The organism is Aminobacter sp. MSH1 (assembly GCF_003071665.1).
Taxonomy (GTDB): domain Bacteria; phylum Pseudomonadota; class Alphaproteobacteria; order Rhizobiales; family Rhizobiaceae; genus Aminobacter; species Aminobacter niigataensis.
The window spans coordinates 299,324-322,080 of sequence record NZ_CP026265.1; the positions used below are offsets into that span (position 1 = coordinate 299,324).

23 protein-coding genes are annotated in these 22,757 nt (G+C 59.1%); 6 read left to right on the forward strand and 17 right to left on the reverse strand.

The annotated features are described in order from the left end of the window. Positions 1-22: 22 nt before the first annotated feature. The 6 genes from CO731_RS01495 to CO731_RS01515 form a co-directional block, all read right to left on the reverse strand. Positions 23-1,585, reverse strand: a complete 1,563-nt coding sequence (locus CO731_RS01495; RefSeq protein ID WP_108605643.1) for an ABC transporter substrate-binding protein — start codon at positions 1,583-1,585, stop codon at positions 23-25. Continuing rightward, on the reverse strand, positions 1,582-1,848 hold the full coding sequence (locus tag CO731_RS28540) for a hypothetical protein (RefSeq protein WP_159091522.1): 267 nt from the start codon (positions 1,846-1,848) through the stop codon (positions 1,582-1,584). The genes CO731_RS01495 and CO731_RS28540 overlap by 4 nt, the downstream gene beginning before the upstream one ends. After that, a complete protein-coding gene (locus tag CO731_RS01500; protein WP_108605644.1) occupies positions 1,830-3,152 on the reverse strand; it encodes an MFS transporter in 1,323 nt (440 codons plus the stop codon). The genes CO731_RS28540 and CO731_RS01500 overlap by 19 nt, the downstream gene beginning before the upstream one ends. A gap of 72 nt (positions 3,153-3,224) precedes the next feature. Continuing rightward, positions 3,225-4,562, reverse strand: a complete 1,338-nt coding sequence (locus CO731_RS01505) for a cation diffusion facilitator family transporter (RefSeq protein WP_108605645.1) — start codon at positions 4,560-4,562, stop codon at positions 3,225-3,227. A gap of 8 nt (positions 4,563-4,570) precedes the next feature. Next, positions 4,571-4,846, reverse strand: a complete 276-nt coding sequence (locus tag CO731_RS01510) for a metal-sensing transcriptional repressor (RefSeq protein ID WP_108605646.1) — start codon at positions 4,844-4,846, stop codon at positions 4,571-4,573. A 270-nt stretch (positions 4,847-5,116) separates the two neighbouring features. After that, positions 5,117-5,923, reverse strand: coding sequence for a sulfite exporter TauE/SafE family protein (locus tag CO731_RS01515; protein WP_108605647.1), 807 nt, complete (start codon positions 5,921-5,923; stop codon positions 5,117-5,119). Positions 5,924-6,244: 321 nt separating this feature from the next. On the opposite strand from CO731_RS01515, the gene CO731_RS01520 reads away from it, so the two are divergent. The 3 genes from CO731_RS01520 to CO731_RS01530 all read left to right on the forward strand — a co-directional run bounded on the left by CO731_RS01520 (position 6,245) and on the right by CO731_RS01530 (position 8,042). Beyond that, the gene (locus tag CO731_RS01520) at positions 6,245-6,598 is read left to right on the forward strand and encodes a hypothetical protein (protein ID WP_159091523.1); all 354 of its coding nucleotides are present in this window, start codon (positions 6,245-6,247) and stop codon (positions 6,596-6,598) included. 133 nt (positions 6,599-6,731) lie between these two features. After that, the gene (locus CO731_RS01525; protein ID WP_245439568.1) at positions 6,732-7,379 is read left to right on the forward strand and encodes a HupE/UreJ family protein; all 648 of its coding nucleotides are present in this window, start codon (positions 6,732-6,734) and stop codon (positions 7,377-7,379) included. 15 nt (positions 7,380-7,394) lie between these two features. Beyond that, the gene (locus tag CO731_RS01530; protein WP_108605650.1) at positions 7,395-8,042 is read left to right on the forward strand and encodes a transmembrane anchor protein; all 648 of its coding nucleotides are present in this window, start codon (positions 7,395-7,397) and stop codon (positions 8,040-8,042) included. A 119-nt stretch (positions 8,043-8,161) separates the two neighbouring features. Here CO731_RS01530 and CO731_RS01535 read toward each other — a convergent pair whose 3' ends face one another. From CO731_RS01535 to CO731_RS29565, 6 genes are all read right to left on the reverse strand, one after another. After that, positions 8,162-9,481 (reverse strand): MFS transporter, encoded by a 1,320-nt coding sequence (locus CO731_RS01535; protein ID WP_108605651.1) that lies wholly within the window; start codon positions 9,479-9,481, stop codon positions 8,162-8,164. 32 nt (positions 9,482-9,513) lie between these two features. Further along, positions 9,514-10,077, reverse strand: a complete 564-nt coding sequence (locus tag CO731_RS01540) for a hypothetical protein (RefSeq protein ID WP_108605652.1) — start codon at positions 10,075-10,077, stop codon at positions 9,514-9,516. A gap of 9 nt (positions 10,078-10,086) precedes the next feature. Continuing rightward, positions 10,087-11,238: a nickel/cobalt efflux transporter gene (locus tag CO731_RS01545; RefSeq protein WP_108679399.1), complete on the reverse strand. Its 1,152-nt coding sequence runs from the start codon at positions 11,236-11,238 to the stop codon at positions 10,087-10,089. A 10-nt stretch (positions 11,239-11,248) separates the two neighbouring features. Continuing rightward, positions 11,249-11,524 carry a metal-sensing transcriptional repressor gene (locus CO731_RS01550; RefSeq protein WP_108605654.1) on the reverse strand — a complete coding sequence of 92 codons (276 nt, stop codon included), beginning with the start codon at positions 11,522-11,524 and terminating at the stop codon, positions 11,249-11,251. Positions 11,525-12,047: 523 nt separating this feature from the next. Beyond that, positions 12,048-12,509: a chromate resistance protein ChrB domain-containing protein gene (locus tag CO731_RS01555; RefSeq protein ID WP_108605655.1), complete on the reverse strand. Its 462-nt coding sequence runs from the start codon at positions 12,507-12,509 to the stop codon at positions 12,048-12,050. Continuing rightward, positions 12,506-13,471, reverse strand: coding sequence for a Fe-Mn family superoxide dismutase (locus tag CO731_RS29565; protein WP_108605656.1), 966 nt, complete (start codon positions 13,469-13,471; stop codon positions 12,506-12,508). The genes CO731_RS01555 and CO731_RS29565 overlap by 4 nt, the downstream gene beginning before the upstream one ends. Positions 13,472-13,567: 96 nt before the next feature. Between CO731_RS29565 and CO731_RS01565 the strand changes: the two genes are divergently transcribed. After that, positions 13,568-14,560 carry a chromate resistance protein ChrB domain-containing protein gene (locus CO731_RS01565; protein ID WP_245439570.1) on the forward strand — a complete coding sequence of 331 codons (993 nt, stop codon included), beginning with the start codon at positions 13,568-13,570 and terminating at the stop codon, positions 14,558-14,560. 15 nt (positions 14,561-14,575) lie between these two features. Beyond that, on the forward strand, positions 14,576-15,991 hold the full coding sequence (gene chrA / locus CO731_RS01570; protein WP_108605657.1) for a chromate efflux transporter: 1,416 nt from the start codon (positions 14,576-14,578) through the stop codon (positions 15,989-15,991). A gap of 82 nt (positions 15,992-16,073) precedes the next feature. Here the strand turns inward: chrA and CO731_RS01575 are convergent, their stop codons facing one another. After that, complete coding sequence (locus CO731_RS01575; protein WP_108605658.1) at positions 16,074-16,973, reverse strand: LysR family transcriptional regulator; 900 nt, start codon at positions 16,971-16,973, stop codon at positions 16,074-16,076. An 82-nt stretch (positions 16,974-17,055) separates the two neighbouring features. Between CO731_RS01575 and CO731_RS01580 the strand changes: the two genes are divergently transcribed. Then, complete coding sequence (locus CO731_RS01580; protein WP_108609565.1) at positions 17,056-17,853, forward strand: phytanoyl-CoA dioxygenase family protein; 798 nt, start codon at positions 17,056-17,058, stop codon at positions 17,851-17,853. A gap of 610 nt (positions 17,854-18,463) precedes the next feature. Here the strand turns inward: CO731_RS01580 and CO731_RS01585 are convergent. The 4 genes from CO731_RS01585 to CO731_RS01600 are packed head-to-tail and all read right to left on the reverse strand — an operon-like array spanning position 18,464 to position 21,702. After that, positions 18,464-18,829 carry a RidA family protein gene (locus tag CO731_RS01585; protein ID WP_108605659.1) on the reverse strand — a complete coding sequence of 122 codons (366 nt, stop codon included), beginning with the start codon at positions 18,827-18,829 and terminating at the stop codon, positions 18,464-18,466. A gap of 50 nt (positions 18,830-18,879) precedes the next feature. Next, positions 18,880-20,250: an FAD/NAD(P)-binding oxidoreductase gene (locus CO731_RS01590; RefSeq protein ID WP_108605660.1), complete on the reverse strand. Its 1,371-nt coding sequence runs from the start codon at positions 20,248-20,250 to the stop codon at positions 18,880-18,882. Beyond that, a complete protein-coding gene (locus CO731_RS01595; RefSeq protein WP_108605661.1) occupies positions 20,247-20,579 on the reverse strand; it encodes a (2Fe-2S)-binding protein in 333 nt (110 codons plus the stop codon). Before CO731_RS01595 ends, CO731_RS01590 begins: the two co-directional genes overlap by 4 nt. Continuing rightward, a complete protein-coding gene (locus tag CO731_RS01600) occupies positions 20,569-21,702 on the reverse strand; it encodes an FAD-dependent oxidoreductase (protein ID WP_108605662.1) in 1,134 nt (377 codons plus the stop codon). Before CO731_RS01600 ends, CO731_RS01595 begins: the two co-directional genes overlap by 11 nt. Positions 21,703-22,757 lie beyond the last annotated feature (1,055 nt).

The window sequence follows — 22,757 nt, forward strand, 5'->3', positions numbered from 1 at the left end:
GGATAGACCTCGCTTGGACTTATCAGGCTTTCAGCGTGATCGCCTTGAACGGCAGATCGTAGTCGGTTGCCGGAAGCGAGAAATTTTCCACCCGCGGATTGTGCGCCCAGAGCCGCTGGCCGACAACCAGCGGGCAGATTGCCCGGTTGTCGTCCAGCCAGTCGTAAAGCGCCTGCATCTTCAGCTCGCGCTCGTCTCCACTCGCCTCAAGGGCTGCCTTGACGACGACGTCGAGGGCATCGGCGACATAAATTTTGCCGTCCGGTCCGCTATCGGCCGTCGATACAAAGGAATTGCCGAGTGTGCCGTGGGGATCATAGGGCGCACCATAAGTGGTGAAAAATGCCAGGTCGTATTCGAACGCCGGACGGCGGTCATGCATCGTCGCATTGTCGACAGAGGAGACCTGAACCTGAAAACCGACCTCGGACAGCTGACCCTGGATCATCTCCGCAATGCGTCTCGACCCTGGCAGGGACTCGTCGGAAACGAGGAAATCCACGGCAAGCGGTGCCCCGTCTTTGCTCCAGCTCCCGCCGCTTTCCGCCCATCCGCCGTCAGCCAGGATCTTCTTCGCCGCAGCGACGTCGCGCGCAGGCACGTCATGCCGCTTGCCTGATGACGGCACATTGGCCGGGAAAAGATCGGCGATCGGATCGGCAAAACCTTCGAACAGAACCTTGGCGATCGCCTCACGGTCAATGGAAACATAAATGGCATCCCGAACAGTCTTGTCGGCGATGACCTTGGATTTCGGCGAATAGCCGAGCAACATCGTCGCCGTGCCCGGCTCCGCCACCACTTTCATGCCGTCGCCTTCGAGAGCCCTCGCGCGGCGAGGGGAAAGCGTTGCCACCCAGTCTCCGCCGATCACGTCGAGGTCGCCGGAGCGTAAACCGTTGGCACGGGCCAGTTCGTCAGGAACCACCCTCAACTCGATCCGACTGAACAGCGGCTTCTCACCCCAATATTTGTCATTGCGGACGAGTGACGTGCCGCTCGAATCGTATTTTTCGACGATCCATGGACCAGTGCCGATCGGCGCGGTCTGCTTGCCATCGGCATTGACGGCCTTGGGCGAAAGGAAACGCACAGGTCGCACAATGGTCAGTTCGAGTAGGGCTGCGGGCACAGGGCGCTTCAACTTGATTGTCAGCTTGTTCGGCCCATCCGTGACAACCGAGTCGAAAGCATCGGAAACGCCGATCCAGGAGAAGTCGCTCTTGCCCATCCAGCGCTTGAGGTTCCACTCAGCGGCCGCGGAATCGAAGGGCGTTCCGTCGCTAAAGCTGACGCCTTCCCTGAGGTCGAAGGCAATCGACAGCTGATCGTCAGCCACCGTCCATTTGGTGGCAAGGCCCGGCTCAAGCTTGCCGTTCTGCCCGTAGTGCACGAGCGCATCGAACACCACGGTGTAGGTGCTCAACGTGGAAACGTTCTGGAGCAAATCGAGGTCGCCGGTTTCAGCGGCGATGGCAATCTTAAGTGTTTCATTCGTCTGCGAAAAAGCCACACGCGGTAATGCAGCGATCAAGCTCAAGCCAGCGGTGCCGGCAAGGAAATTGCGACGGTCCAGAGTGGTCATTTCAGTTCCCCATTGTTACTTTTATTGCAGAAGATCGTACATTCGGACTTCTTCTTTGTATAGACATATTTGGTGTTGTTCGGAGACGGCCGCGCAACCTGAAATGTGGGCTTTTGACGTGGCCGAAAGGCAAGCTTCAGTCTGAAGCAACTCTGCGAGGTGTGCATCGGTATGATTGTTGCTGCGGCGAACGCGGTCAGCAATGGGCCGCCGCAAACGGCGCTTTCGCCGACCATTGGTGTGCTTAGCTTGCTTTCGGCCATTTCGGATGCCGATCATCGACAACGTAACCATGCGAATGCTCAAAGCCGGCATCGGTCCAGATGGCGTCTTCGAGGTGATCATGGTCCTGTGGCAGGTCATCATGAGTGTGGGTCAGGACCTCGGGATCGTGGCTAGGCCATAGCCACAGCGAAGCAAGGAAGGCCACGCCGCCGATGATGCCGAGCAAGATGAACGTAAAGGGCAGCCCCATTGTGGCTCCGACGCGGCCAGCAATGGGATAAGTTATCAGCCAGCAAGCGTGCGAGAGGGCAAACTGTGCGGCAAACAGCGCAGGCCGATCGACGGGATCGGCAGAACGACGGATCAACCTGCCCGACGGGGTCAGGGCGAGAGAAAAGCCGAGCCCGAAGACGAACCATAGAGCTAGAAGCTGCGGATAGCTGCTGACCAACGGGCCAACAAACACCCCGGCAACCATAAGACCTGCACCCGACAACATCGCCAGGCGATCGGGAAGATTTTCGAGCAGCCGCGGTAGTCCCAGCGCCGCAAGCATCGATCCGCCGCCGAAGGCTGCGAGCGCAAGCGCGGTCTGGCGTTCCGACAAGCCGAACTGCCCTTGGACAAGGACTACTGTATTAACGATCACCATGGCGCTTCCGGCTGCAACGGCGAGGTTGAGCGACAGCAGACCGCGCAGTCGCGGGGTCGCGAGATAGATGCGTATTCCACGCGTGGTGCGCTCGTATATGCCTCGTGGCGCAGACGGCTGAGGGCTTGGCAAAACAACAGAAACGACCAGCGCAGCGGAAGCGAGAAAGCCCACCACCGTGCCGGCGAACAGGCTGTGGAAGCTGATGACCGACAGCAACGCCGCCGCAAGCATCGGGCTGGCGACACTTTCGAGATCGTAGGCCAGCCGCGACAGAGACAGGGCGCGCGTATAGTCTTTCTCTTCCGGCAACACGTCGGGGATCGTCGCTTGGAACGTCGGCGTGAACCCCGCAGACGCGGCTTGCAGGAGGAAGATCAGCACGTAAATCTGCCATATCTCTGTGACAAAAGGCAGAAGTACCGCCACGGCAGCCCGAACCAGGTCGAGCGCGACGAGCATCGATCGTCGCGGTAGCCTTTCGGCAAAAGCAGCAGCGATTGGGGCAACGAGGACATAGGCAATCATCTTGATGGCAAGCGCGGTTCCAAGCACCGCACCCGCGTTGTCGCCAGCAAGCTCAAATGCCAACAGGCCAAGCGCGACGGTGGCAAGCCCCGTCCCGATCAGGGCAATGACCTGGGCTAGAAAGAGATGACGGTAGGTGCGACTGGTGAGAACTTGAAGCATTAATGATTTTTCTTTTTGCAGTGCGCGACGACACAACGGGGCATAAACGGATGAGCATAGGCTTTTGTGGCCTCAGTGGTGGTGGTCTTCCGGTTCTACCATCGTGAATGGCAGCTCTCGCTGCCGATCAATCGCGCTCAAGATCAGCCTCGCTTGAAACTCGTGAGGTTCGGCGGGAGCGACAGCGCTCTCGTAGCGATGGTGATCACCGGCGACGGATATGAGGGGCAGTGTTTCGGGTCCCCCAGGCCTCTCGATAACCACGGCGGCTGCCAGGCCGTCGACATGCCGATCGACTGTGAGACGCATGCGCTCCCCATTAGGCGTATCGACTATCTCCAATGAACCATCGACCAGATCACTCGTGACCTTGAAGGGCGCTGGAGCGTGATGATGTTGGATGTGGGACACTTCTCCACTTGGCCCGACCGAAGTCGCTGGGTTATCCAGGCGAACAGTCGCTTCCGCCAATGCCGGCAAGTGGGCAAACAGTTCCTGCTTTAGGGCGTCGGTTACCTTAAGCACGTCTGCCACCGTCGCCGTTTCCGGTACGCGGATAGCAACATCCGCATGAAGGCGATGCCCGATCCAGCGCGCCTTTACGCCACTGACCGCCTCGACGCCGGATACATGCTCGGAGGCGTGGTAGATTTCGTCGACTATGCCATGCTCGACGCCGTCAAGCATGCGAGTAAGAACAGCTTTCGAAGACTGCCAGACAATCACGAAGATCGCCAACGTGATCAAGAGACCGATGATGGGATCGGCAAGCGGAAATCCAAGCCATACGCCGATAGCGCCGAGGACCACCGCCAGGCTTGTGAAGCCATCGGTGCGGGCATGATAGCCATCCGCGATCAGCGCCGCGCTGTTGATCTCTCGGCCGACGCGGATACGGAACACGGCAACTGCTTCGTTGCCGATGAAGCCTATAATGCCTGCCACCGCTACCCAACCAAGAAATGCAATTGGCCGCGGATTGACCAGCCTGTCGATCGCCTCGTAGCCGGCGACGATCGCGCTGAAAAGAATGATAAGGACGATCAGGATTCCGGCCAGATCTTCAACCCGGCCCAAGCCATAAGTGAATGTCTTGCTCGGTTTGCGGCGAGCCAGCATGAACGCTATCCACAGCGGGATAGCCGTAACCGCATCGCCGACATTGTGGATCGTATCAGCCAGCAGCGCCACGCTTCCGGAGAAGTACACGATCACAAGTTGGAGCGCGGCCGTAATGGCCAAAACGATGAAGGACCATTTGATCGCCCAGATACCTCGCGTGGTCGTCGCGATCGTGGGGTCGATCACGCCATGCGTATGGCCATGGCCACCATCCCTGTGATCGTGTCCTTGGCCTGCTAGGGCCGTCATCGGGCCGAAGCCGAACCAGTTACGTACCTTGTCCGTCATGGCCCGCCTCACAGGTACTTGGTGATTTCTTTGAATTCGTCGATCGTCCGCCGCTGTTCGAGCGGAAGCGGCCCTACCGTTTCCTCGAGGCAATGATCCAGATGATCCTGAATCAATGTTCGCTTTGCCTGGCTGACGGCTTTCTCGACGGCGTGTAGCTGCTGGGCGACATCCAGGCACGGCCTGCCCCCCTCAAGCATGCTTATGATGCTGCGGAGATGTCCTTCAGCGCGCCTCAAGCGCTTGACGATGGCAGGGTGCGAAGCATGAACGTGATCAGACATGCCATTAGCTATCCCCCTGGAGAGGATATAGTCAACAGTCCGCCGCGCTTTGTCGGGCTCGTCTCGCCATAAACGGGCTTACCGCCGAACTCATCGAAGACCACATTCGCATGCCCGCGCCGATCCTGATCGCGAAACTGACCTGGAGCGGACCAAGGGGCTAAGGAACTGATCGACGTGGTACGGATATGCCTGAAATGACGGACGTCGCATCTATCATAAGCGCTCAGCTGCCACGGCGTGACGAAGCCTGCATTGGGCGAGCATTATCTATCTGTGGCCCCAGACCTTCCATGCCGAGACAAGAAGGATTGCCGCGAGTCCTGGAAGGAGAACAGTGTCCGGCACGATTCCAATCAACTGTCCGCCGGTGAATGTCCCTACGATGGAACCCATCGCCATAAAGAGCAGGAAGGACTGGTTGCGCCCCAACACTTGGAAGCTTTGGTCTCGGCTATAGCGTGCAAACCCAACGATCATGGTCGGCAGGCTGACCGCTAGCGACAGACTTCCGGCGAGCTTGATGTCGGCTCCGAAAAGCAGAACGAGCGTTGGAATCAAAAGCTCGCCGCCGGCTACTCCCATCAATGAAGCCACGATGCCAATTGCGAACCCAGCAACGATGCCCGCCACAAGAAGCGCCGCGCCGCCAAATAACGGGCGGCCCGATAACGTCGTATTGTGACCGAAAACCAGGACCACTGCGATCATGATCAAGAGGACGGCAATCACTTTGTACAGCGTTGCGGAATTAGGCCGCGTGGCCCATCCTGCCCCGAACCAAGCCCCGACCAAGCTCCCCGCCAGCAGGTTCACCAGGATTGGCCATTGGCTTGCCACATCGGCGAGCGGCACGGAACCTGCCCGGAACGGGAGAGCTGTTGCCACCACAACGAGCGACGTCGCCTTGTTGAGGATGACCGCTTCCAAGGCGGCGAACCTGAAAAAACCGATGAGTAGTGGCAGTCGAAATTCGGCCCCGCCAAGGCCAATCAGCCCGCCAAGTAAACCGACAATGGCGCCTCCACCGAAGGCAGCGAATCGACTGGGGGACGATGTCGGGACAGGCGTTTCCATGCCCGTTCTATTGAACAAACCATAACGATTTGTCGAGAGTGACTATGCGTGGAGCGCGCCGAACGTATGGCACACAGATGCTCCAACCGTCACGACGCGGGGTGGTTTCGCCTTCGACCAACTGTTTCAAGCATGCCGTCTCGTGGCATTTTGGCGCGGGTTAAGGGCCCTCGACGCTGATCTTGCTATTGCCCGATTCGTTGTAAATAGGAGAGGAAGCGATGAGTCGTGACTATCGCCGAACGGGCTTAGCCTGATCAGCACGTAACCAGCCATTAAGGCGACGGGCATATTTTGTTAAGCATGCTGGCTTGGACACACATGAGGGCATTTCGGGCCGCCGTTTTGGCGGTGCTGCAGTTTGCCGTTATTTTGTTCCCGCTTGCCGGCCCCGCCTTTTCGAAATCCGACGTGATCCAGTCCACAGCGCACACCGAAGGTGTTGGCGCGGCGTCTCACGGACACAGCCATGACGAGGACCAGTCCTCCGGCAAAGAAAGCTCCCATACACAGCACTTCGCCGACCACTCGCACGAGACGCCAAGCGCCGTTGCGATCCTGCCTTTTTTCGGCATCTACCAGCCTCGCGCCTGGCAGATGATCGAGCAGCCAACAATCGATCTGGAACTGCGGCTAAAGATCAAACGCCCCCCGCGCCACCTTTCCTTGTCGTGATCCACGGCCGTTAACGGCCACAGCAAACACTTCATGGAATTCAATCATGCAAAGACCTCGCTCAGAAGGCAGGTGGTTGGGTGCTATAGCGCCCAACCACCTGATCCTTCTCACTCTGTTTACAATATTCCTCTTGCCCATTCTAAGTGGGCTAGCCTACGCGCACGGCGTTGCCGAAGGCGACAAGGGCTACATCCAGGAAATCACAGGCGTTCACTTGATCTCCTTCCTCTATCTGGGTGCCAAGCACATGGTGACCGGATACGATCACTTGCTGTTCCTCTTCGGTGTCATCTTCTTCCTGTACCGAGCAAAACACATCGGCATCTATGTCAGCCTGTTTGCCATTGGGCATTCGACCACGATGCTTCTCGGCGTCTACTTCGGCTGGAATGTCAGCTCCTATCTGATCGACGCGATTATCGGCCTTTCGGTCGTCTACAAGGCGCTCGACAATATGGGAGCGTTCCAGCGCTGGTTGGGATTCCAGCCCAACACCAAGGCTGCGACTCTGATTTTCGGTTTCTTCCATGGTCTCGGCCTCGCGACAAAGATCCTGGACTATGACATCGCGCCGGACGGCCTGTTGCCCAACCTGCTCGCCTTCAATGTGGGAGTGGAAATCGGCCAGCTTCTCGCGCTCGCTGCGATCCTCATCCTGATGGGCTACTGGCGCAAGACGTCAAGTTTCTGGAAACACGCCTACACTGCGAACGTCCTCATGATGACCGCTGGTTTCGTGCTGATCGGATATCAGCTCACCGGCTATTTCGTCGCCTAATAAAGGAAGACATCTATGTACAATTCCAACATTCCGACGGCAGCCGAACTGCCGACCTCCGCGCAACTGCTCAAGTCGACCGTCATCGCGATTGCCGCTGCCGCTGCGATCCTCGTGGCCGTCGTGCTCCCGTCCGAATACGGGCTCGACCCGACCGGGGCCGGCCGTGTTCTCGGTCTGACTGAAATGGGTGAGATCAAGAGCCAACTCGCCGAGGAAGCGGAAGCTGACAGGCTGCGCGAAACGCAGGCAACTCCACAGGCACCTGCGCCGGCGACAGACCAGGAGTCGAGCATTTTTCAGCGCATCTTCGCTGAACTGGTGATCGGCACGGCTTCGGCCCAGGAGATGCGCACCGATGAACTATCTGTGACACTGAAGCCCGGCGAAGGCGTCGAAGTGAAGCTTGCGATGGTTAAGGGAGCTCGGGCGAATTACGCTTGGAGCGCCAACGGCGCGGTCGTGAACTTCGATGCTCATGGTGATGGTGGTGGCGAAAATATCAGCTACAAAAAGGGCCGTGGCGTGGGTCAGGATGAAGGCGTCCTGGAAGCAGCTTTCGATGGTAACCATGGCTGGTTCTGGCGCAATCGGACCGACGCCGACGTCGTCGTGACGCTGAAGACTAACGGCGCGTACGCAGACATAAAGCAGATGATGTAACCTAACATCAAAACTCTCGCCGGCGCCATTCGGCGCCGGCATCTGCGCGACACCTCATGTTCGATCCGTCGACCTGCACGCGGAACGGCCGAGCCGCCCTTCCCCCACGCCACGCCTTCTTATGCCCTCGGCCAAGCCTGATGCCTGTCATCGATGACATAGCCGTGTGAATGCTCGTACCCGCCTTCGGTCCAGACCGCGTCGGCGAGATGCTGGTGATCGTGAGGAAGATCGTCATGGGTATGCGCGAGGACTTCCGGATCGTTGCTCGGCCACAAGCGCAATGCTGCGACGTAGGCCACGGCACCTAAAACCCCAAGGAGGACGAAGGTGGCCGGCAGTCCGATCAGGGCGCCAACGCGACCAGCAATTGGATAGGTGATCAGCCAGCAGGCATGGGAGAGCGCGAACTGCGCGGCAAACAGCGCAGGCCGATCCACCGGAGCAGCCGACCGCCGAAGCAGGCGGCCGGATGGCGTCAGGGTCAACGAAAAACCAAGGCCCAGCACAAACCAAAGAAGCAAGAGTGTGAGGTAATTGGTCGCCAAAGGCCCGAATAGAATACCAATCACCATGAGGCCCGCACCCGAGAACATGGCAACGCGGTCGGAAATGTTCTCAAGCATGCGAGGGAGCGACAATGCAGCCAGCATCGAGCCCGCGCCGAAAGCGGCCAGCGCCAACGCCGTCTGACGTTGTCCAAGCCCGAACTGCCCTTGGACGATCACGACCGTGTTGACGATGACCATCGCGCTCGCGCCTGCGACAGCCATGTTGAGAGCAAGAAGACCGCGAAGTCGCGGGGTCGAAAGGTAGATGCGAATGCCGCGTGTCGTACGTTCGTAGACTCCGCGCGGTTCGGATGGATGCGGGCTCGGCAGAACCACCGTGAGGACGAGGGCCGCCGATGCCAGGAACCCGACGACAGTTCCTGCAAACAGACTATGAAAGCTGATGACCGACAGCAGCGCTGCCGCGAGCATAGGGCTTGCGACACTTTCGAGGTCGTAGGCCAAACGCGAAAGAGACAAAGCCCGTGTATAGTCCTTCTCTTCCGGCAGCACGTCGGGGATCGTCGCCTGGAACGTCGGGGTGAAGCCGGCGGACGCAGCTTGCAACAGGAAGATCAGCACGTAGATCTGCCAGATTTCAGTAACGAACGGCAGAGCAACAGCGACCGCCGCCCTGACTAAATCCAATGCCACCAGCATGGATCTGCGTGGCAGCCTTTCAGCGAAAGCCGCCGCGATGGGCGCCACCACGACATACGCAATCATCTTGATTGCCAGCGCCGTCCCCAAGACCGCGCCTGCATTTTCCCCAGCGAGTTCAAAGGCGAGCAGTCCCAGGGCAACCGTAGCCAATCCTGTACCAATCAAGGCAATCACTTGCGCCATGAACAGATGGCGATAGACACGATTTGACAGAACGCTGAGCATTGAGGTCCTCGGGCAGTGAGTTTTGGTTCAATTCAGTGAAGGGTGCGACCGCCACGGCGAACTGGCGCTCTGCGAGGAGCTATGGAGCTGGCCGCGATCATGTGTTGATTGGAAAGCGAGGCCGGGAACGTGATCTTGGCCAGTTGCTTGCGACCCGCGGTCGTCAGGACATAAAGCCGGGACACCTGCGTTCCGTCGCTCTGGTCGCTGACCTTTTCAGCATCGGTACGAAGAAAGAAACGGTGTTCGAATGCGCCGAAGTCCCCATCGAACATTGCGACAGTACAGGTATCGACGGCCTCACCGTGCAGCGTGGATTTGGTCACACCGATCAATGCCCGCGCCCGAAGGCCTGGCACGGCGGTCGACCAAGCCTTGAATGCATTCACGCTCTGGACCGGAGCCAGGGCAGCGATCTCGGAGGCAGGCAGCCAGGATTCCTTGCGTGCCAACTCTGTGGTCCGATCGTAATCGGGCCCTTCCGCCAGGCAGGTTTCATGGAAGAAATCCAGCGCCACATCCGCATCATCGGCCCATGTTGCCGGCGACATCAGGCACGCAGCTGCCAGTCCCGATATGAAGATGCGTCCGGCCATGTCCTGTCCTCAGGCCTGCAGTCCGGAAAGACCATGGTAGCAGACGTAAAGCCCAACCGCGATGATCAGCAGCCCCGAGAAGTAGGGGGCGCGTCCGGCGATCGTGGCAAGCCACGGGAAGCGCTTATTTGCATGGCGGACACTGAGCGCGGCAATGGCTCCGACCGTGACCAGGGTGATGGCCAGACCGATCGAGAAGCAAAGCACGAGCACCGCCCCGAGCGGGATTTCCTTGAGCTGAAGACAGAGCAGAAGCACCGTGATAGCTGCTGGACACGGGATCAGGCCGCCTGTGAGGCCGAAGATCACGATCTGCCAGGTCGTCACATTCTGGTCGGCGAAACGACGGCGGATATCGTTGGCATGAGCCAATTCGTGGGCATCCTGATAGCCGTCGGTGGCCAGCGAAAGTCCTCTCACTTCCTCATGGAGGTGATCGTGGCCTTCGCCTTCGACAAAGCTCAGGTCGTAGTCGTGTGAGTGCCCACCATGACCAAGGCTGACGCGTGCCATGAATTGGTGCGGTTCAGGAATCTCGTCGACGGATTCGAGATAGTCACCGCGATCAACGAAATCGAAGGCCTCCATGGCTCCGTTTGGACGCTCCGTCGAAATGGTGACGTCGGCTGCTTTCCAATGTGCGCCACGCTCATTACGAATTCGCCAGCGAGGGGGCACGCCATCTTCGAATACCTCGACCGCGATCAGGCCATGCCCGGTTTCGATACGACGGACATCAGCTGCATGATGGCCATGGTCGTGCCCGTGTGAATGTCCGTGGTCGTGACCGTGCCCGGAAGCCAACGATGCAGCAGCTCGATCCAGCCTGGTTCGGCGGATCATCCACAGCGCCATGCCGATGATGGCGATACCCGACACCAGCTGCAGCCACGGCTCGAAGGTTTCGGGGGCAACGCCCCTCCAGATGTACATGCCGCCAAGCGCGATGACCCAGACCACCAGGGTGTGGGAAATCGTGGCCGCAACCCCAAGCAGGATTGCCTGCTGTACGGTGCCGCGAACTGCGACGATGAACGCAGCCATCATCGTCTTCGAATGGCCCGGCTCAAGTCCGTGAAGCGCGCCAAGCAGGATCGCACTTGGAATGAACAGCCAGGCGTGCGCGGAACCTTGCTGGAGCAAGTCGGCAAAAGACGGCATGGAGCGGACTCTACAGGTACTTGGTGATTTCTTTGAACTCGTCGATGGAACGCCGCTTGTCGCGGGCCAGCGGTCCCACGGTCTCTTCAAGGCAGTGATCCAGGTGATCCTGGATCAACGTTCTCTTGGCCTGCCCCACCGCCTTTTCAACAGCATGCAGTTGCTGGGCGATGTCGAGACAAGGACGACCGCCTTCCAACATTGCGATAATGCCGCGGAGATGGCCCTCGGCACGCTTCAGGCGCTTGACGATTGCAGGATGGGTGCTGTGCGAGTGCTCGGTCATGTCGTATCGTATCCCCCTGGAGGGGATATAGTCAATGTTGACTCCAAGGAGAGTCCTGTCTTCGATGCGCGTCGCCCTGTGTATAGGAATCAAAAATCCTACTTGCGAACAGCAAGCCGCAGATGCCCTCAAAATTTACTGCCGACGCGGTGAAACGGTTGACGAACCGTCACGCGCTTCCAGCATGGGGACTGCCACAATGCGCCGCGGCAGGCCTTTCTCGCTTGCGGCCATGAGCAGAAGTGCTTGGCACTCCAAACTGGTGCGCGACGCCGGATTGGCGATTGAGTTTGGCGAGAGGGCGTCCCGTTTTACCATCGTTAACGCTGCCACGGCACCATGGTTAAAGCGGTCAAGTTCCCAGTACCGCTGAGTGACTACCCAATCGCCCCGTCACCTATCGGTGATGGGGCCTTTTATTTTCAATTGCCTGAGGTTTGGCAGTCACGTCGCTATCGACAAGCCGAGCGCCCCCGCACCACGGGTCGGAGATGGGATGCCAAATCCACCGCCTTTAACAAACTTACGCCTTCGCCTTTGGTGGCCAGCTGTGCGTTTCCGCTTTGCGGCGTGACGCCCAGGCATAAAGCGCGTCGTAGATGACGAAGCCGTGCCTCAGCACCTCGTGATCGTCCGGTGTAACATCCCGCAGCCCCATCGAAATCGCGAGCAACCCGGCCGACTGTGGTGTCAGGTCATGCCGGTCGGTGTCGGCACCGCGAACGATGGCAGCAATCGTCGCAATTGCGGGGTCCTTTGCCAGATCATGCTTTTCAACAAACGCATCGAAACTGCAGCCTTCGCCAAAATGCGTGTATTCGACACCTGGCACGTCATAAGGAGTGGCGCCGGTCTCTTGCGCCACCGTCATGACCTTGTCCGGTGGGACGAACAGGAATTCCGGCTCCTGGTCGATGAACTTTGCGATCAGCCAGGGACAGGCGATCCGGTCGATGACCGGGCGTTCACGGGTAACCCACTTCATGGCTCAGTCCTCCCGATGGAAACGGTGAATGGGACGGTCGGTCCGCCGATGGCATGCCAGGCCGCGATCCCGCCGGACAGCACATGCGCATCGAAGCCGCGGCGGCGGAGTTCGTTGACCACATCGCCGCTGACCTGGAAGCCGTAGATGCAATAGACAACCACGGGTCTGCCGCCCGGCAGGTCCTCGATCCAGTCAACAGTGGCTTCCGGAGCTTTAAACGCTGCTCCTGGAAGCATGTCGCTGCGCATTTGCAGATCCTCCGCCAAACAAACATCGAGCAGCAGGATGTCTTCCCCTCGCCCGAGACGAGCAAGGAGGTCTTCCGGAGCAATTCCAATATTGGTGCCGCCATCCGCGGGCTCACCTGACACCGTGTCGGCGACACGTTGAAACCGTTTGCCAATGCGCTCCCAGTGGATGTTTTTCATGAAGGCATCGACATAGGCGCCGGCTTTCGCCCCGAAGTCGATGGCGTAGGCATGCTCGTACATGTCGAGCGCCATGATCGGGACGCCCCCGGCGAGGCAGTTCGTGTGATCCTGCCCCCACTGGATCATCAGGCGCTGGTGGCGCTCGGACCAGACCAGCAAGGTCCAGCCCGACCCTCCAGCCTGCGCTTTGGCACATGCCGAAAAACGGGACCGCCATTTGGCTAAGCTGCCGAAATCCCGCTCAATAGCTGCCGCGAGAGTTCCTGTCGCATCTCCTTTCCCGCCGAGGCCATCGAAATAGATTTCATGCAGGATCGCTGAATTCGCTGCGATCAGTTCCTCACGCTTCAAGCCGTTGATGTCGAAGACAGGAGCTGTTCCCCAATCCATCTCATCAAGACGGCGCTCGATGGCGTTCAGGCGCCTGACAGCGCCTCCGTAATTGTTCTCATAGTGACTGGCCAAAAGTCGCTCGGAGAGCCCCTCAAGGCGCGGTGGCTTGAATGGCAATGGCATGATCCGATGCATGACAGTCCTCACACTTGGGGTCAGTGACTGGACCGAAGGCTACGCCCGAATTGAAAATGATACAAGTGTTGCTTCTATTGAATGAGATGATACAGTATGGATATGACCCACGTCGCTACACGGGCAGATCAGCGCTGGCTGCTTCTCATTCACCAGTTGCCCAGCAAGCCGGCCTACTTCCGCGTGAAAATCTGGCGCAGGCTGCAGGGTATCGGCGCCGTCGCCGTGAAAAGCACGGTCTATGCGCTGCCGGCGAACTCCGAGACGCAGGAGGATTTCGAGTGGCTCCTGAAGGAGATCGTCGAAGGTGGCGGCGAGGCCATGGTGTGCGAGGCGCGCCTTATCGACGGCCTCTCCGACGCCCAGGCTCGCGCGCTCTTCGATGCGGCCCGCGACCAAGATTATGAAGCGATCGCCAAGGAAATACGGGGCCTAGTCGAACGCTTCGACGCGATTGTGACGTCCGAGGAAAGGGCGGAAGCGCGCTCACTTACCAGCCGTCTGCGCAAGCGGCTTTCAGATATCGCAGCGATCGACTTCTTCGGGGCAACCGGTCGCCTCTCGGCCGAAGGCCTGATCACGGAAATCGAACGCAAGCTCGCGGAGGATACGGACATGACAAAACAATCGCCGGAGGCGATCGGGCAGACGCCGCCAATTCTGAAGGGACGGGTCTGGGTGACGCGTGAGGGTGTGCATGTCGACCGTATCGCATGTAGTTGGCTGATCCGCCGCTTCATCGACCAAGACGCTATCATCCGCTTCGTGACCGGCAAGGGATACGAGCCCAAGGCGGGAGAATTGCGGTTCGACATGTTCGAAGGCGAAATCACCCATGAAGGCGACCGCTGCAGTTTCGAAGTCTTACTGACCCGAGCTGGAATTACCGACCCCGCTCTCCAGGCAATTTCCGAGATTGTCCACGACATTGACCTCAAGGATGGCAAGTTCGGCCGCGAGGAGACGACCGGCATTGCCAGCCTAATCGCCGGCGTTTGTGGGGCAAACCCGCAGGACGAGCAGCGTATCGCCCAAGGCTCGTCCATCTTCGACAATCTCTATCAGTATTTCCGCTCGATGCGCGCCTAAGCGACAGGAAATGACATGAGCCAGATCCAAATGACCGACAAATCACCAGCCCAGAATTCGGATACACCTGCTCATGGCATCTCGTTTAGCGAAGCGGTTCGCGTATGGGCGCGTGTAGCCGCTCTCAGTTTCGGCGGACCTGCCGGACAGATCGCCATGATGCACCGGATCATTGTCGAAGAGAAACGCTGGATCGGTGACACGCGTTTTTTGCACGCATTGAACTACTGCACGCTCCTACCGGGGCCAGAAGCCCAACAGCTCGCGATCTACATCGGCTGGCTCCTGCATAAAACAAAAGGCGGGCTCGTCGCCGGAATTCTATTCGTGCTGCCAGGCGCGGTCGCCATCATGGCCCTGAGCTGGATCTATGCCATTTTCGGCAATGTCGGCGCCGTCCAATCCCTCTTCTTTGGGCTGAAAGCAGCGGTATTGGCGATCGTGCTTGAAGCCGTCATCCGCATTGGCCGACGCTCCCTCAAGAATAACGTTCTGATCGGCCTGGCGGCAGCGGCGTTCGTTGCCTTGACGGTTTTTCGGGCGCCATTTCCCTTGGTGGTCTTTGGTGCAGGTTTGATCGGATATGTCGGCGGGCGGATCGGATGGAAAGCGTTTCTCGCGGCCGGCAACCATGGCAAGTTCAGTGGCAAGGAGGTCGCGGACGTCGACAGCGTCCTTGGCGAGGGGGTTCCCGACCATGCTCGCCCTCCCCTTTCCTGGTCTCTCAAGATAGCTGCGGTCGGTGTCCTGATCTGGGGTGGGCCGGTCCTGGCGCTGCTGGTGTTCCTGGGTCAGGGAAATGTCTTCACCGACATCGCCATCTTCTTTTCCAAAATGGCGATGGTCACATTCGGTGGTGCTTATGCGGTCCTTTCCTATGTCGCCCAGCAAGGGGTCGAGCACTATGGATGGCTGAAGCCTGGCGAGATGCTGGACGGCCTCGGCCTGGCTGAGACAACCCCTGGCCCGCTGATCATGGTTACCCAGTTCGTCGGCTTCCTTGGGGCTTATCGCGCACCTGGTTTGCTCAACCCATTGCTCGCGGGCACATTGGGCGGATTGTTGACAACCTGGGTGACCTTCGTTCCTTGTTTTCTGTGGATCTTCATTGGCGCGCCCTTCATGGAGAACATGCGCACCAACAAGGCGCTCTCGGCGGCACTCTCAGCGATTACCGCCGCCGTCGTCGGGGTCATCCTCAACCTTTCTATGTGGTTCGCCTTGCATGTGCTTTTTACGCAGGTCTACGAACTACATGGCTTTGGGGTAGCGGTCGATTTGCCTGTCTTGAGTTCCGTGGACATCCCGTCTTTGATTCTGACGCTGGGCGCTGTCATCGCTGTGTTCCGCTACAAAGTTGGCATGCTACCCGTGTTGGCGAGTTGTGCGATGGCTGGGATACTTTATGGCCTGGTCACCGGAACGATTTGACTGCACGAAAGTCCCTGGCAGTTTCGGCTCCAGGACTCGCCGTCGGCTCAGATCATCACCGCCTGACTGCACCGACACTGGTTCAACTTGAGAACACAATGTCCGTCCCGAGAATGGCAGCGCGAATTTCTGGCAGCGGTGCAGGCTGTTCGCCGCAGTAAGCCAGCACAATTGGTTCTCGTGCGTGCGTATCGGCTATTGGAACGCGTGCAAGCGGCTTCCCATCGTAACTCATGGCGGCGACAGGGTTCGAGTAGCTAATTCCCACGCCTTCGCCATTCGCGGCCAGGCTGCGCAGCACCTCAGTGGAGGCTGCCCGGTGTACGACAACGGGCGTCACGCCAAGGGGCCGGAAAAGCCCAAGCATGTGCCGGATCGACAATCCCTGATCAGACAGAATCAAGGGCCGGCCGGCGAGATCGGCAAGGGTGACTTCCTCGCGCTTCGCCAACGGATCGTCCGGATGTAGCCAAGCCTGCGGTGAGACCTGCGCATAGAGATCACGGTGAAAGCTTGCATCGAGTCGCAAGTCATAGGTCAAAGCCAGATCAATGTCGCCGGACCGAACTGCCTCGGCCAAGCCTTCGAAGGTGGCTACCCGCGTCTTGACCTCAATCTCAGGAAACCGCGTTCGCAACAGTCTCAGCAAAGGGGCGAGATAGCCAGGAGCCAGATCCTCGAACACCCCCAATACGAAGCGCTCCAATCGCCGTTGGCTGAGCCCTCCAGGACTCTCGAGACGAGCTGCCTCGGACAAGAGTGCCTGAGCATCCGCAAGAAAGAGCCGACCGAACCCAGAGAGCGTCACCGGCGTGCCTTTGCGGCGATGGAACAGCTTCTGTTTCAGGTGCTCCTCGACCTGGGTGATGGCTACCGATAGTGCCGGCTGCGAGACGTTCACCTGCTGGGCTGCCATCGTCAGGCTGCCTGCGCGAGCCACGGCCACGACATATTCCAACTGCCTCAATGAGAGATATAACATGAGCCAATATCATTGTTTTCGGTATATTATTAGAACTTAAAAAACGCCTTCGGCATGCTCCAAACGTCAAATGGAGACCGACATGCCTCATCCACTCATCACTCAAGAACATATCGATAGTTACCGGCGCGACGGAGCCGTGCTGGTGAAAGGCCTTTTCCGGGACCATGTGGAACCCCTGCGGCAAGGGATCGAAACCAACATGTCCGACCCGGGGGAATACGCGGCAGAAAACCTCAAGGCTGGCGAAGGAGGCCGGTTCTTCGATGACTACTGCAACTGGCAGCGGATTCCCGAGTTCGAGGAAGTGATCCGCAGTTCGCCAGCCGCCTTAGTCGCCGCCGACCTGATGCAGTCCGATACCGTGCAGCTCTTCCACGACCATGTACTGGTCAAGGAGCCGGGAACGTCGAAGCCCACCCCCTGGCATCAGGACTCGCCCTATTATTTCGTCGAAGGGGAACAGACGGTCAGTTTCTGGTCGCCGCTCGATCCGGTTCGGGAAGCCTCACTGCGTTGCGTTGCCGGATCGCATCTGTGGGAGAAACCAGTTCTCCCCACACGCTGGCTTTCGGAGCAGAACTTCTATCCTGATGCCGATGCCTACATGCCCGTACCCAATCCGGAGGCCGATGGAATGGTGATACTGGAATGGGCAATGGAGCCGGGCGACGCAGTGGCCTTCAACTACAAAACCCTTCATGGCGCCCGCGGCAATCAAACCCAGTCACGCCGCCGAGCCTTTTCACTCCGGCTGTTGGGCGATGATGCCCGTTATGTGGAAAGGCCGGGCCGCACTTCGCCGCCCTTCCCTGGACATGGCATGAAGCCAGGAGAAAAGTTGCGCCATGACTGGTTCCCGGTCATTCTCCAGCGTTGAAAAGTCGCCAATCATGCTTCGGTCTACCAGTGGGACACCGTCAGCGCGTTTTGACGATCAGCTGCATGTATTTGCCTGAAAGCGAAAGCCGGCCGTTTCGACAATGAAGTAGCCCGACCGTTCAACGCGTCATCTTTCTTCTATAGGCCGAAGCACATCGGCATCTGCCTCGGTCTATTGGCCATCGACCATTCCACGACGATGCTTCTTGGAGTCTATTTCGATTGGAATGTCAGGTCCTACCAATGCAATTATCGGCTTGTCGGTCGTCTATAAGGCACTCGACCATCGGCGCGTTTCGCCGAATATTAGGGCACGGCCCCGCCGGGCAGGCCCGCTCGTCAACTGTCGCTCGCGCCAGACTACAATATTCCCTCTCCATATTCGGCAGGGTCAGGAACGAAAACGCGCTCGGGTGCTGATCGCGATTTTGCGCAGGAGCCATGATGCATTCAAACGTGGCCTCGTACCCAACGCTGGATTTCGGTGCGGAGGCCGACCCGGAAAGGCGTTGGCCGGGTCGGCCTCCGCCGCCGCACTTGGGAGGAGCACGGGCGCGTTTTATCTTTTCGCTTATGAAGCCACGGCCACAGTCCTTCAGCCTTTCGAACTATTCCGTGCGGGCAACTGCCGCAGTCACGATGATTTCCACCAGAACATCCGCTGCGCCCATCTCGCATTGCGCTGTGGCACGGGTGGGCGCAGCTCCTGGCGCGGTCCACTCGTTCCAGACCGCGTTCATAGCCTCGAAATCGCGAGCAATGTCCTTTAACCAGATCTGCGCGCTGAGCAGGCGGCTCTTGTCGGTGCCGGCATCGGCAAGATACTTCTCGACGCGCGCAAGAGCTTGTGTCGTCTGACCCGTTATGTCCTGGCTCCGATCATCCGCGGCCATGCCGCCGACAAAGACGATGCCGTTATAGACGACAGCCCGGCTTCGGCGCCTGTCTGTCTCAATGCGGACTATGTTGCTCATTTGTCTTCCTTTCTACGTTGATTGTGAAATAGCCCATAGGGAGGACCGGGCTATTCGACGAAATCGCCAAGCATGACCGGCTTGATGGGCGGTCGAATGCGGTAGTACCCCACCTCTGTGGGTTCTACGCCTCGCTCCTGGGCTATGAGTTCGGTCACCGTCAATCCGCACAGCCGACCCTGACAAAGTCCCATTCCACAACGACCGAACGCCTTGGTTTGGTTCGGGCCAAGACAACCTAGGCTGACGTAATGCCTAATTTTCCCGGCAGAGACTTCTTCGCACCGGCAAACCAAGACTTCATTGTCCGATGGAATCCGGTTCTCGTCTTTCGGACGGTAGAGCGCATCCAGGAACGGACGAATGTGAGTGTAGCCGGCCAGTCTGCGCCGCAGCCTGGCCGCACGCTGCGCTGAGTCCCCGATCTTGCCGATCTGCTGCGCGATCGCCAAGGCAGTCAACCGGCCCTGCACAGCAGATGCCTGGGCACCAACGATCGAACGACTGTCTCCGGCGACATAGACCGCAGTCTTTCCGAGGCGCCCCCATGTGTCTGTAACCGGGTGCCAGCACAACTGCTCGGGGCACCAGCGATGCTCTGCGCCGAGGGACCAACTGAGCTGCGTGTTAGGAACGACGCCTTGATGCAGGAGCAACAATGAGGTCGGGACATATCGCCGTTTACCTCCGCTGACGAATGTCAGGCCGGTGGCCTGCGTCTCTCCTTCGACGGCAAGCTGGGTGGCGCCAGAAAAGACGGGAATGCCATGGCGCCGCAGAGCAGCCAGAAGCTTGAGCCCTTTTGTTAAATCTCTCCATGCGAAGAGCACGCCGGGGAGGTGACGCAGCGCACGCAACTTGTCCGAGAACGAGGTTGTATCGACGAGGGCGCGGATCTTTGCCCCGGCGCGCAAATATTGCCATGCCAGCAAGTAGAGGAGCGGCCCAGCACCTGCGAGAACGACAGGCTCGTTTGGCAGCGCACCGGAACTCTTGAGGAGAATTTGTCCGGCTCCCGCTCCCATGACGCCGGGCAATGTCCACCCTTTGATGGGGAAAGGGCGCTCCATTGCGCCGCTCGCGATGAGAACGGTTTTGCCAACGATCTGGCGCGCCTTGCGATCGGCAACATAGTCGATCACGCCCTCGGGCGTGAGATTCCAAACGGCGGCACCGCCGATGTACTCCGATCCGCTCGCTCGGAACTGAGCTGCGAGCTCGAGCCCCTCGGCATAGTCCTTGCCTAGAATCTCGAGACGTTCCGCAGACGCAGTTTCGATATTGCGGTATATCTGGCCACCGATTGTCGCCTGTTCGTCCAATACGACGACAGTGAGCCCCAGATCGCGCGCCTGACAGGCCGCAGCCATGCCGGCGGGGCCCGACCCGATGATGATAAGGTCCGATGCTGCGCCCGTCACGACTTGTCTCCAAAGCTGAGGTCTGCGAGTTCCACGGCACCCTGCTGGCGCCTGATCTTCATTCCTTCCCTGACGGGAATCGCGCAGCCCTGCCGAGCTGGAATGCCGTCGATTTCAACAAGGCACTCGAAGCATACGCCCATCATGCAATAGGGCGCTCGTGGGGCTTGCCCCACGACGCTGGACCGAAAGGCGCCAGCGCCGCTCGCGAGCAGTGCAGCCGCGACGCTGATGCCCGCGGGCACTTTCAGGGGACTGTCTTCGAATGTGACCGTCACCGTCTCAGGCTTCGCCGATGATGAAATTGCAAAAAGTGGCTTAGTGATCATGGAAAAAACTCGCGTTGGGGTCCCGGAAGCGGTCACCCAGAAAGCACTCGAGGTCAGGAGGCGCGCAGGTCAGGCCGGCCATCCAAGGGGCGAGGACGGACGCGTGAATCGCAGCAAGCGTCACGCCGCTGTGGCAGATGGCGATAAACGCTCCAGGGCATGACGTAGAGCCCTGATAGACAGGATAGCCGTCCGCCGTGAGCGGCCGGAGCGCTCCCCAAGCGCGCAAGAGGCGAGCATTTGCCAATGCCGGAAAGGTAGCGACCGCGCGTCGTGCGAGCCACTCGATCTTGTCGGTGGTCGTTTCGTCGTTGAAGCCAACGTCTTCAGAGGTTGAACCAATCTGGACACTGCCTTCGCGCGTTTGCCTTACCTTGTTCGTTGGAAAACCGAGGAACGGCTTAAGCCGTTCTGTTATGAGAATCTGACCCCGTGTGGTGGTGATCGGTACTTCGAGACCGACCTGCGGGGCCAAATTGGCATTGCCGAGCCCTGCAGCTAGGACCAGTCTGTCACTTTTCCAGCGTTGACCGTCGCGTCCAATAATCTGGAATTGAGATCTGTCACGTCGAATCTCTGTGACATCGACACCTGAGATTATTTCTGCTCCCTTTTCCTTCAGACCCGCGTGTAGCGCGCGAAGCAACATGAGCGGGTTTGCGTGCCCGTCAAGCTCGCAGAAGCTGCCGCCGACTACTGCCGAGCCTAGCCCGGGCAGAAACTGTCTGAGTTCGGAAGGCTCCATCATCTTGAAGGGGATTTCCCCGCCAACCTCGCAATTGATGCGCGTGAGCAGATCCTCACGCGCTTCGACGTCCTCCTTGCTAAAGCCCAACCAGAACCCGCCGGGTTGCTGAAGTCCGGTGTCGATGCCTGTCAGTTCCAGCAATTCCTTGTGGAACTCGGGCCAGATTGTCACCGCTTCGCGGGTCCAGCGGGCATAACGCGGCATCTTGCCTCCTTTGCTCGAGACCCAAACAAGCCCAAAGTTGCCCCTTGACGCTCGAAACGCCGTGTCACCTTGATCAAGCATCCTGACCGGAACGCCCGATCGCGCCGCGCCGTATGCGATTGCAGCACCGACGAGCCCTCCCCCGACCACGGTCAACTGCTCACTGCTCATCCGGCAACCTCGTGATTGCGCTGAATCATTTTAAGGGTTGATTGGGCGGTGGTCCCCCGCCACCGTAACGACCGCGAAGTATGCTCGCCCCGCGAGGGCTCAAATGAGAACTGCGGCGCTGCGGTGGGCTGGCGGTCCAGACGGGCTAGAGGAAGACGCGCCATGGTCACCTCCCCCAAGATGCGTCCATGCGCGCCCAGATCACCGCGGAACCGCGCGATGTGCGCGCCCGCTTCAAAAGCGAGGACCTCGTCGCCGAGACCCACCTCGCGCCGGTCACCTATCAAAGCGGGCGATCTTGCAGCGTCGGTTGGCGATCGGCCCGCAACAAGCAGCTGCGCGTTTCCGTCAACTGCTCCGTTGACAGCTCCCGTTGGGCCGCCAATGTCTATTGCAAAGCTCGCGGGCGTGGATGCAAGCACCCTCATGCCGTGAGGACACTCGCTCGCGCTTGGCTGAGTTTCCTCTCGAGAGCATGGCCCAACGCCGCGCCCCACGATCTCCAACAGGATCCCGCGCCTCGCGCCATTCTGATCCCTCGTTGACACAGGAAGTCTCATTTCTTGCTCCCGATCACGGAAGTATTTCCTTTCAAGAACCTAAGTCGCGTCCACAGCAGTCACGACCACGTGCCGTTTCACGCTAAGTAGGGGTAATCCAAGGAGCAAATAGATAAACGCATAGGCATCATGCATGAGTGATATGGCGCCATCTCCGCGACGCACTTTCGCGCCTTGGGGATCTAAATCAAATGAACTCGACGGATCACACACGTGCCCTCCCCATCGTGAAACGCCTTGGACGCGCTCATGGCTATCTGAGGGTTGTCATAGAAATGACCCGAAACCGGCAGGCCTTGCCCTTGATGTGGCCCTGCCGGTTCACGACCTGGATAAAGCGTCGAGCACGCGATGCATCGCGCTACTTTTGAGCATGCGCGGATGATCGACGAGTACTGGTCCTGTGATCGACAATTGATCGTGATGTTACGCTAACCTTCGCCGACCCGCCGGAGCAGTTCGGCTGCTCCCAGGCAGCGGGGCCGCATCTCGAGC

Coding starts and splice junctions, on each gene's coding strand:
- CO731_RS01575 (WP_108605658.1), bottom strand. CDS start 16,973: ATGTTATATCTCTCATTGAGGCAGTTGGAATATGTCGTGGCCGTGGCT.
- chrA (WP_108605657.1), top strand. CDS start 14,576: ATGAGCCAGATCCAAATGACCGACAAATCACCAGCCCAGAATTCGGAT.
- CO731_RS01580 (WP_108609565.1), top strand. CDS start 17,056: ATGCCTCATCCACTCATCACTCAAGAACATATCGATAGTTACCGGCGC.
- CO731_RS01555 (WP_108605655.1), bottom strand. CDS start 12,509: ATGAAGTGGGTTACCCGTGAACGCCCGGTCATCGACCGGATCGCCTGT.
- CO731_RS01600 (WP_108605662.1), bottom strand. CDS start 21,702: ATGAGCAGTGAGCAGTTGACCGTGGTCGGGGGAGGGCTCGTCGGTGCT.
- CO731_RS01515 (WP_108605647.1), bottom strand. CDS start 5,923: ATGGAAACGCCTGTCCCGACATCGTCCCCCAGTCGATTCGCTGCCTTC.
- CO731_RS01520 (WP_159091523.1), top strand. CDS start 6,245: ATGAGGGCATTTCGGGCCGCCGTTTTGGCGGTGCTGCAGTTTGCCGTT.
- CO731_RS01500 (WP_108605644.1), bottom strand. CDS start 3,152: ATGCTTCAAGTTCTCACCAGTCGCACCTACCGTCATCTCTTTCTAGCC.
- CO731_RS29565 (WP_108605656.1), bottom strand. CDS start 13,471: ATGCATCGGATCATGCCATTGCCATTCAAGCCACCGCGCCTTGAGGGG.
- CO731_RS01595 (WP_108605661.1), bottom strand. CDS start 20,579: ATGATCACTAAGCCACTTTTTGCAATTTCATCATCGGCGAAGCCTGAG.
- CO731_RS01535 (WP_108605651.1), bottom strand. CDS start 9,481: ATGCTCAGCGTTCTGTCAAATCGTGTCTATCGCCATCTGTTCATGGCG.
- CO731_RS01585 (WP_108605659.1), bottom strand. CDS start 18,829: ATGAGCAACATAGTCCGCATTGAGACAGACAGGCGCCGAAGCCGGGCT.
- CO731_RS01545 (WP_108679399.1), bottom strand. CDS start 11,238: ATGCCGTCTTTTGCCGACTTGCTCCAGCAAGGTTCCGCGCACGCCTGG.
- CO731_RS01505 (WP_108605645.1), bottom strand. CDS start 4,562: ATGACGGACAAGGTACGTAACTGGTTCGGCTTCGGCCCGATGACGGCC.
- CO731_RS01565 (WP_245439570.1), top strand. CDS start 13,568: ATGGATATGACCCACGTCGCTACACGGGCAGATCAGCGCTGGCTGCTT.
- CO731_RS01530 (WP_108605650.1), top strand. CDS start 7,395: ATGTACAATTCCAACATTCCGACGGCAGCCGAACTGCCGACCTCCGCG.
- CO731_RS28540 (WP_159091522.1), bottom strand. CDS start 1,848: ATGGCCGAAAGCAAGCTAAGCACACCAATGGTCGGCGAAAGCGCCGTT.
- CO731_RS01550 (WP_108605654.1), bottom strand. CDS start 11,524: ATGACCGAGCACTCGCACAGCACCCATCCTGCAATCGTCAAGCGCCTG.
- CO731_RS01510 (WP_108605646.1), bottom strand. CDS start 4,846: ATGTCTGATCACGTTCATGCTTCGCACCCTGCCATCGTCAAGCGCTTG.
- CO731_RS01540 (WP_108605652.1), bottom strand. CDS start 10,077: ATGGCCGGACGCATCTTCATATCGGGACTGGCAGCTGCGTGCCTGATG.
- CO731_RS01495 (WP_108605643.1), bottom strand. CDS start 1,585: ATGACCACTCTGGACCGTCGCAATTTCCTTGCCGGCACCGCTGGCTTG.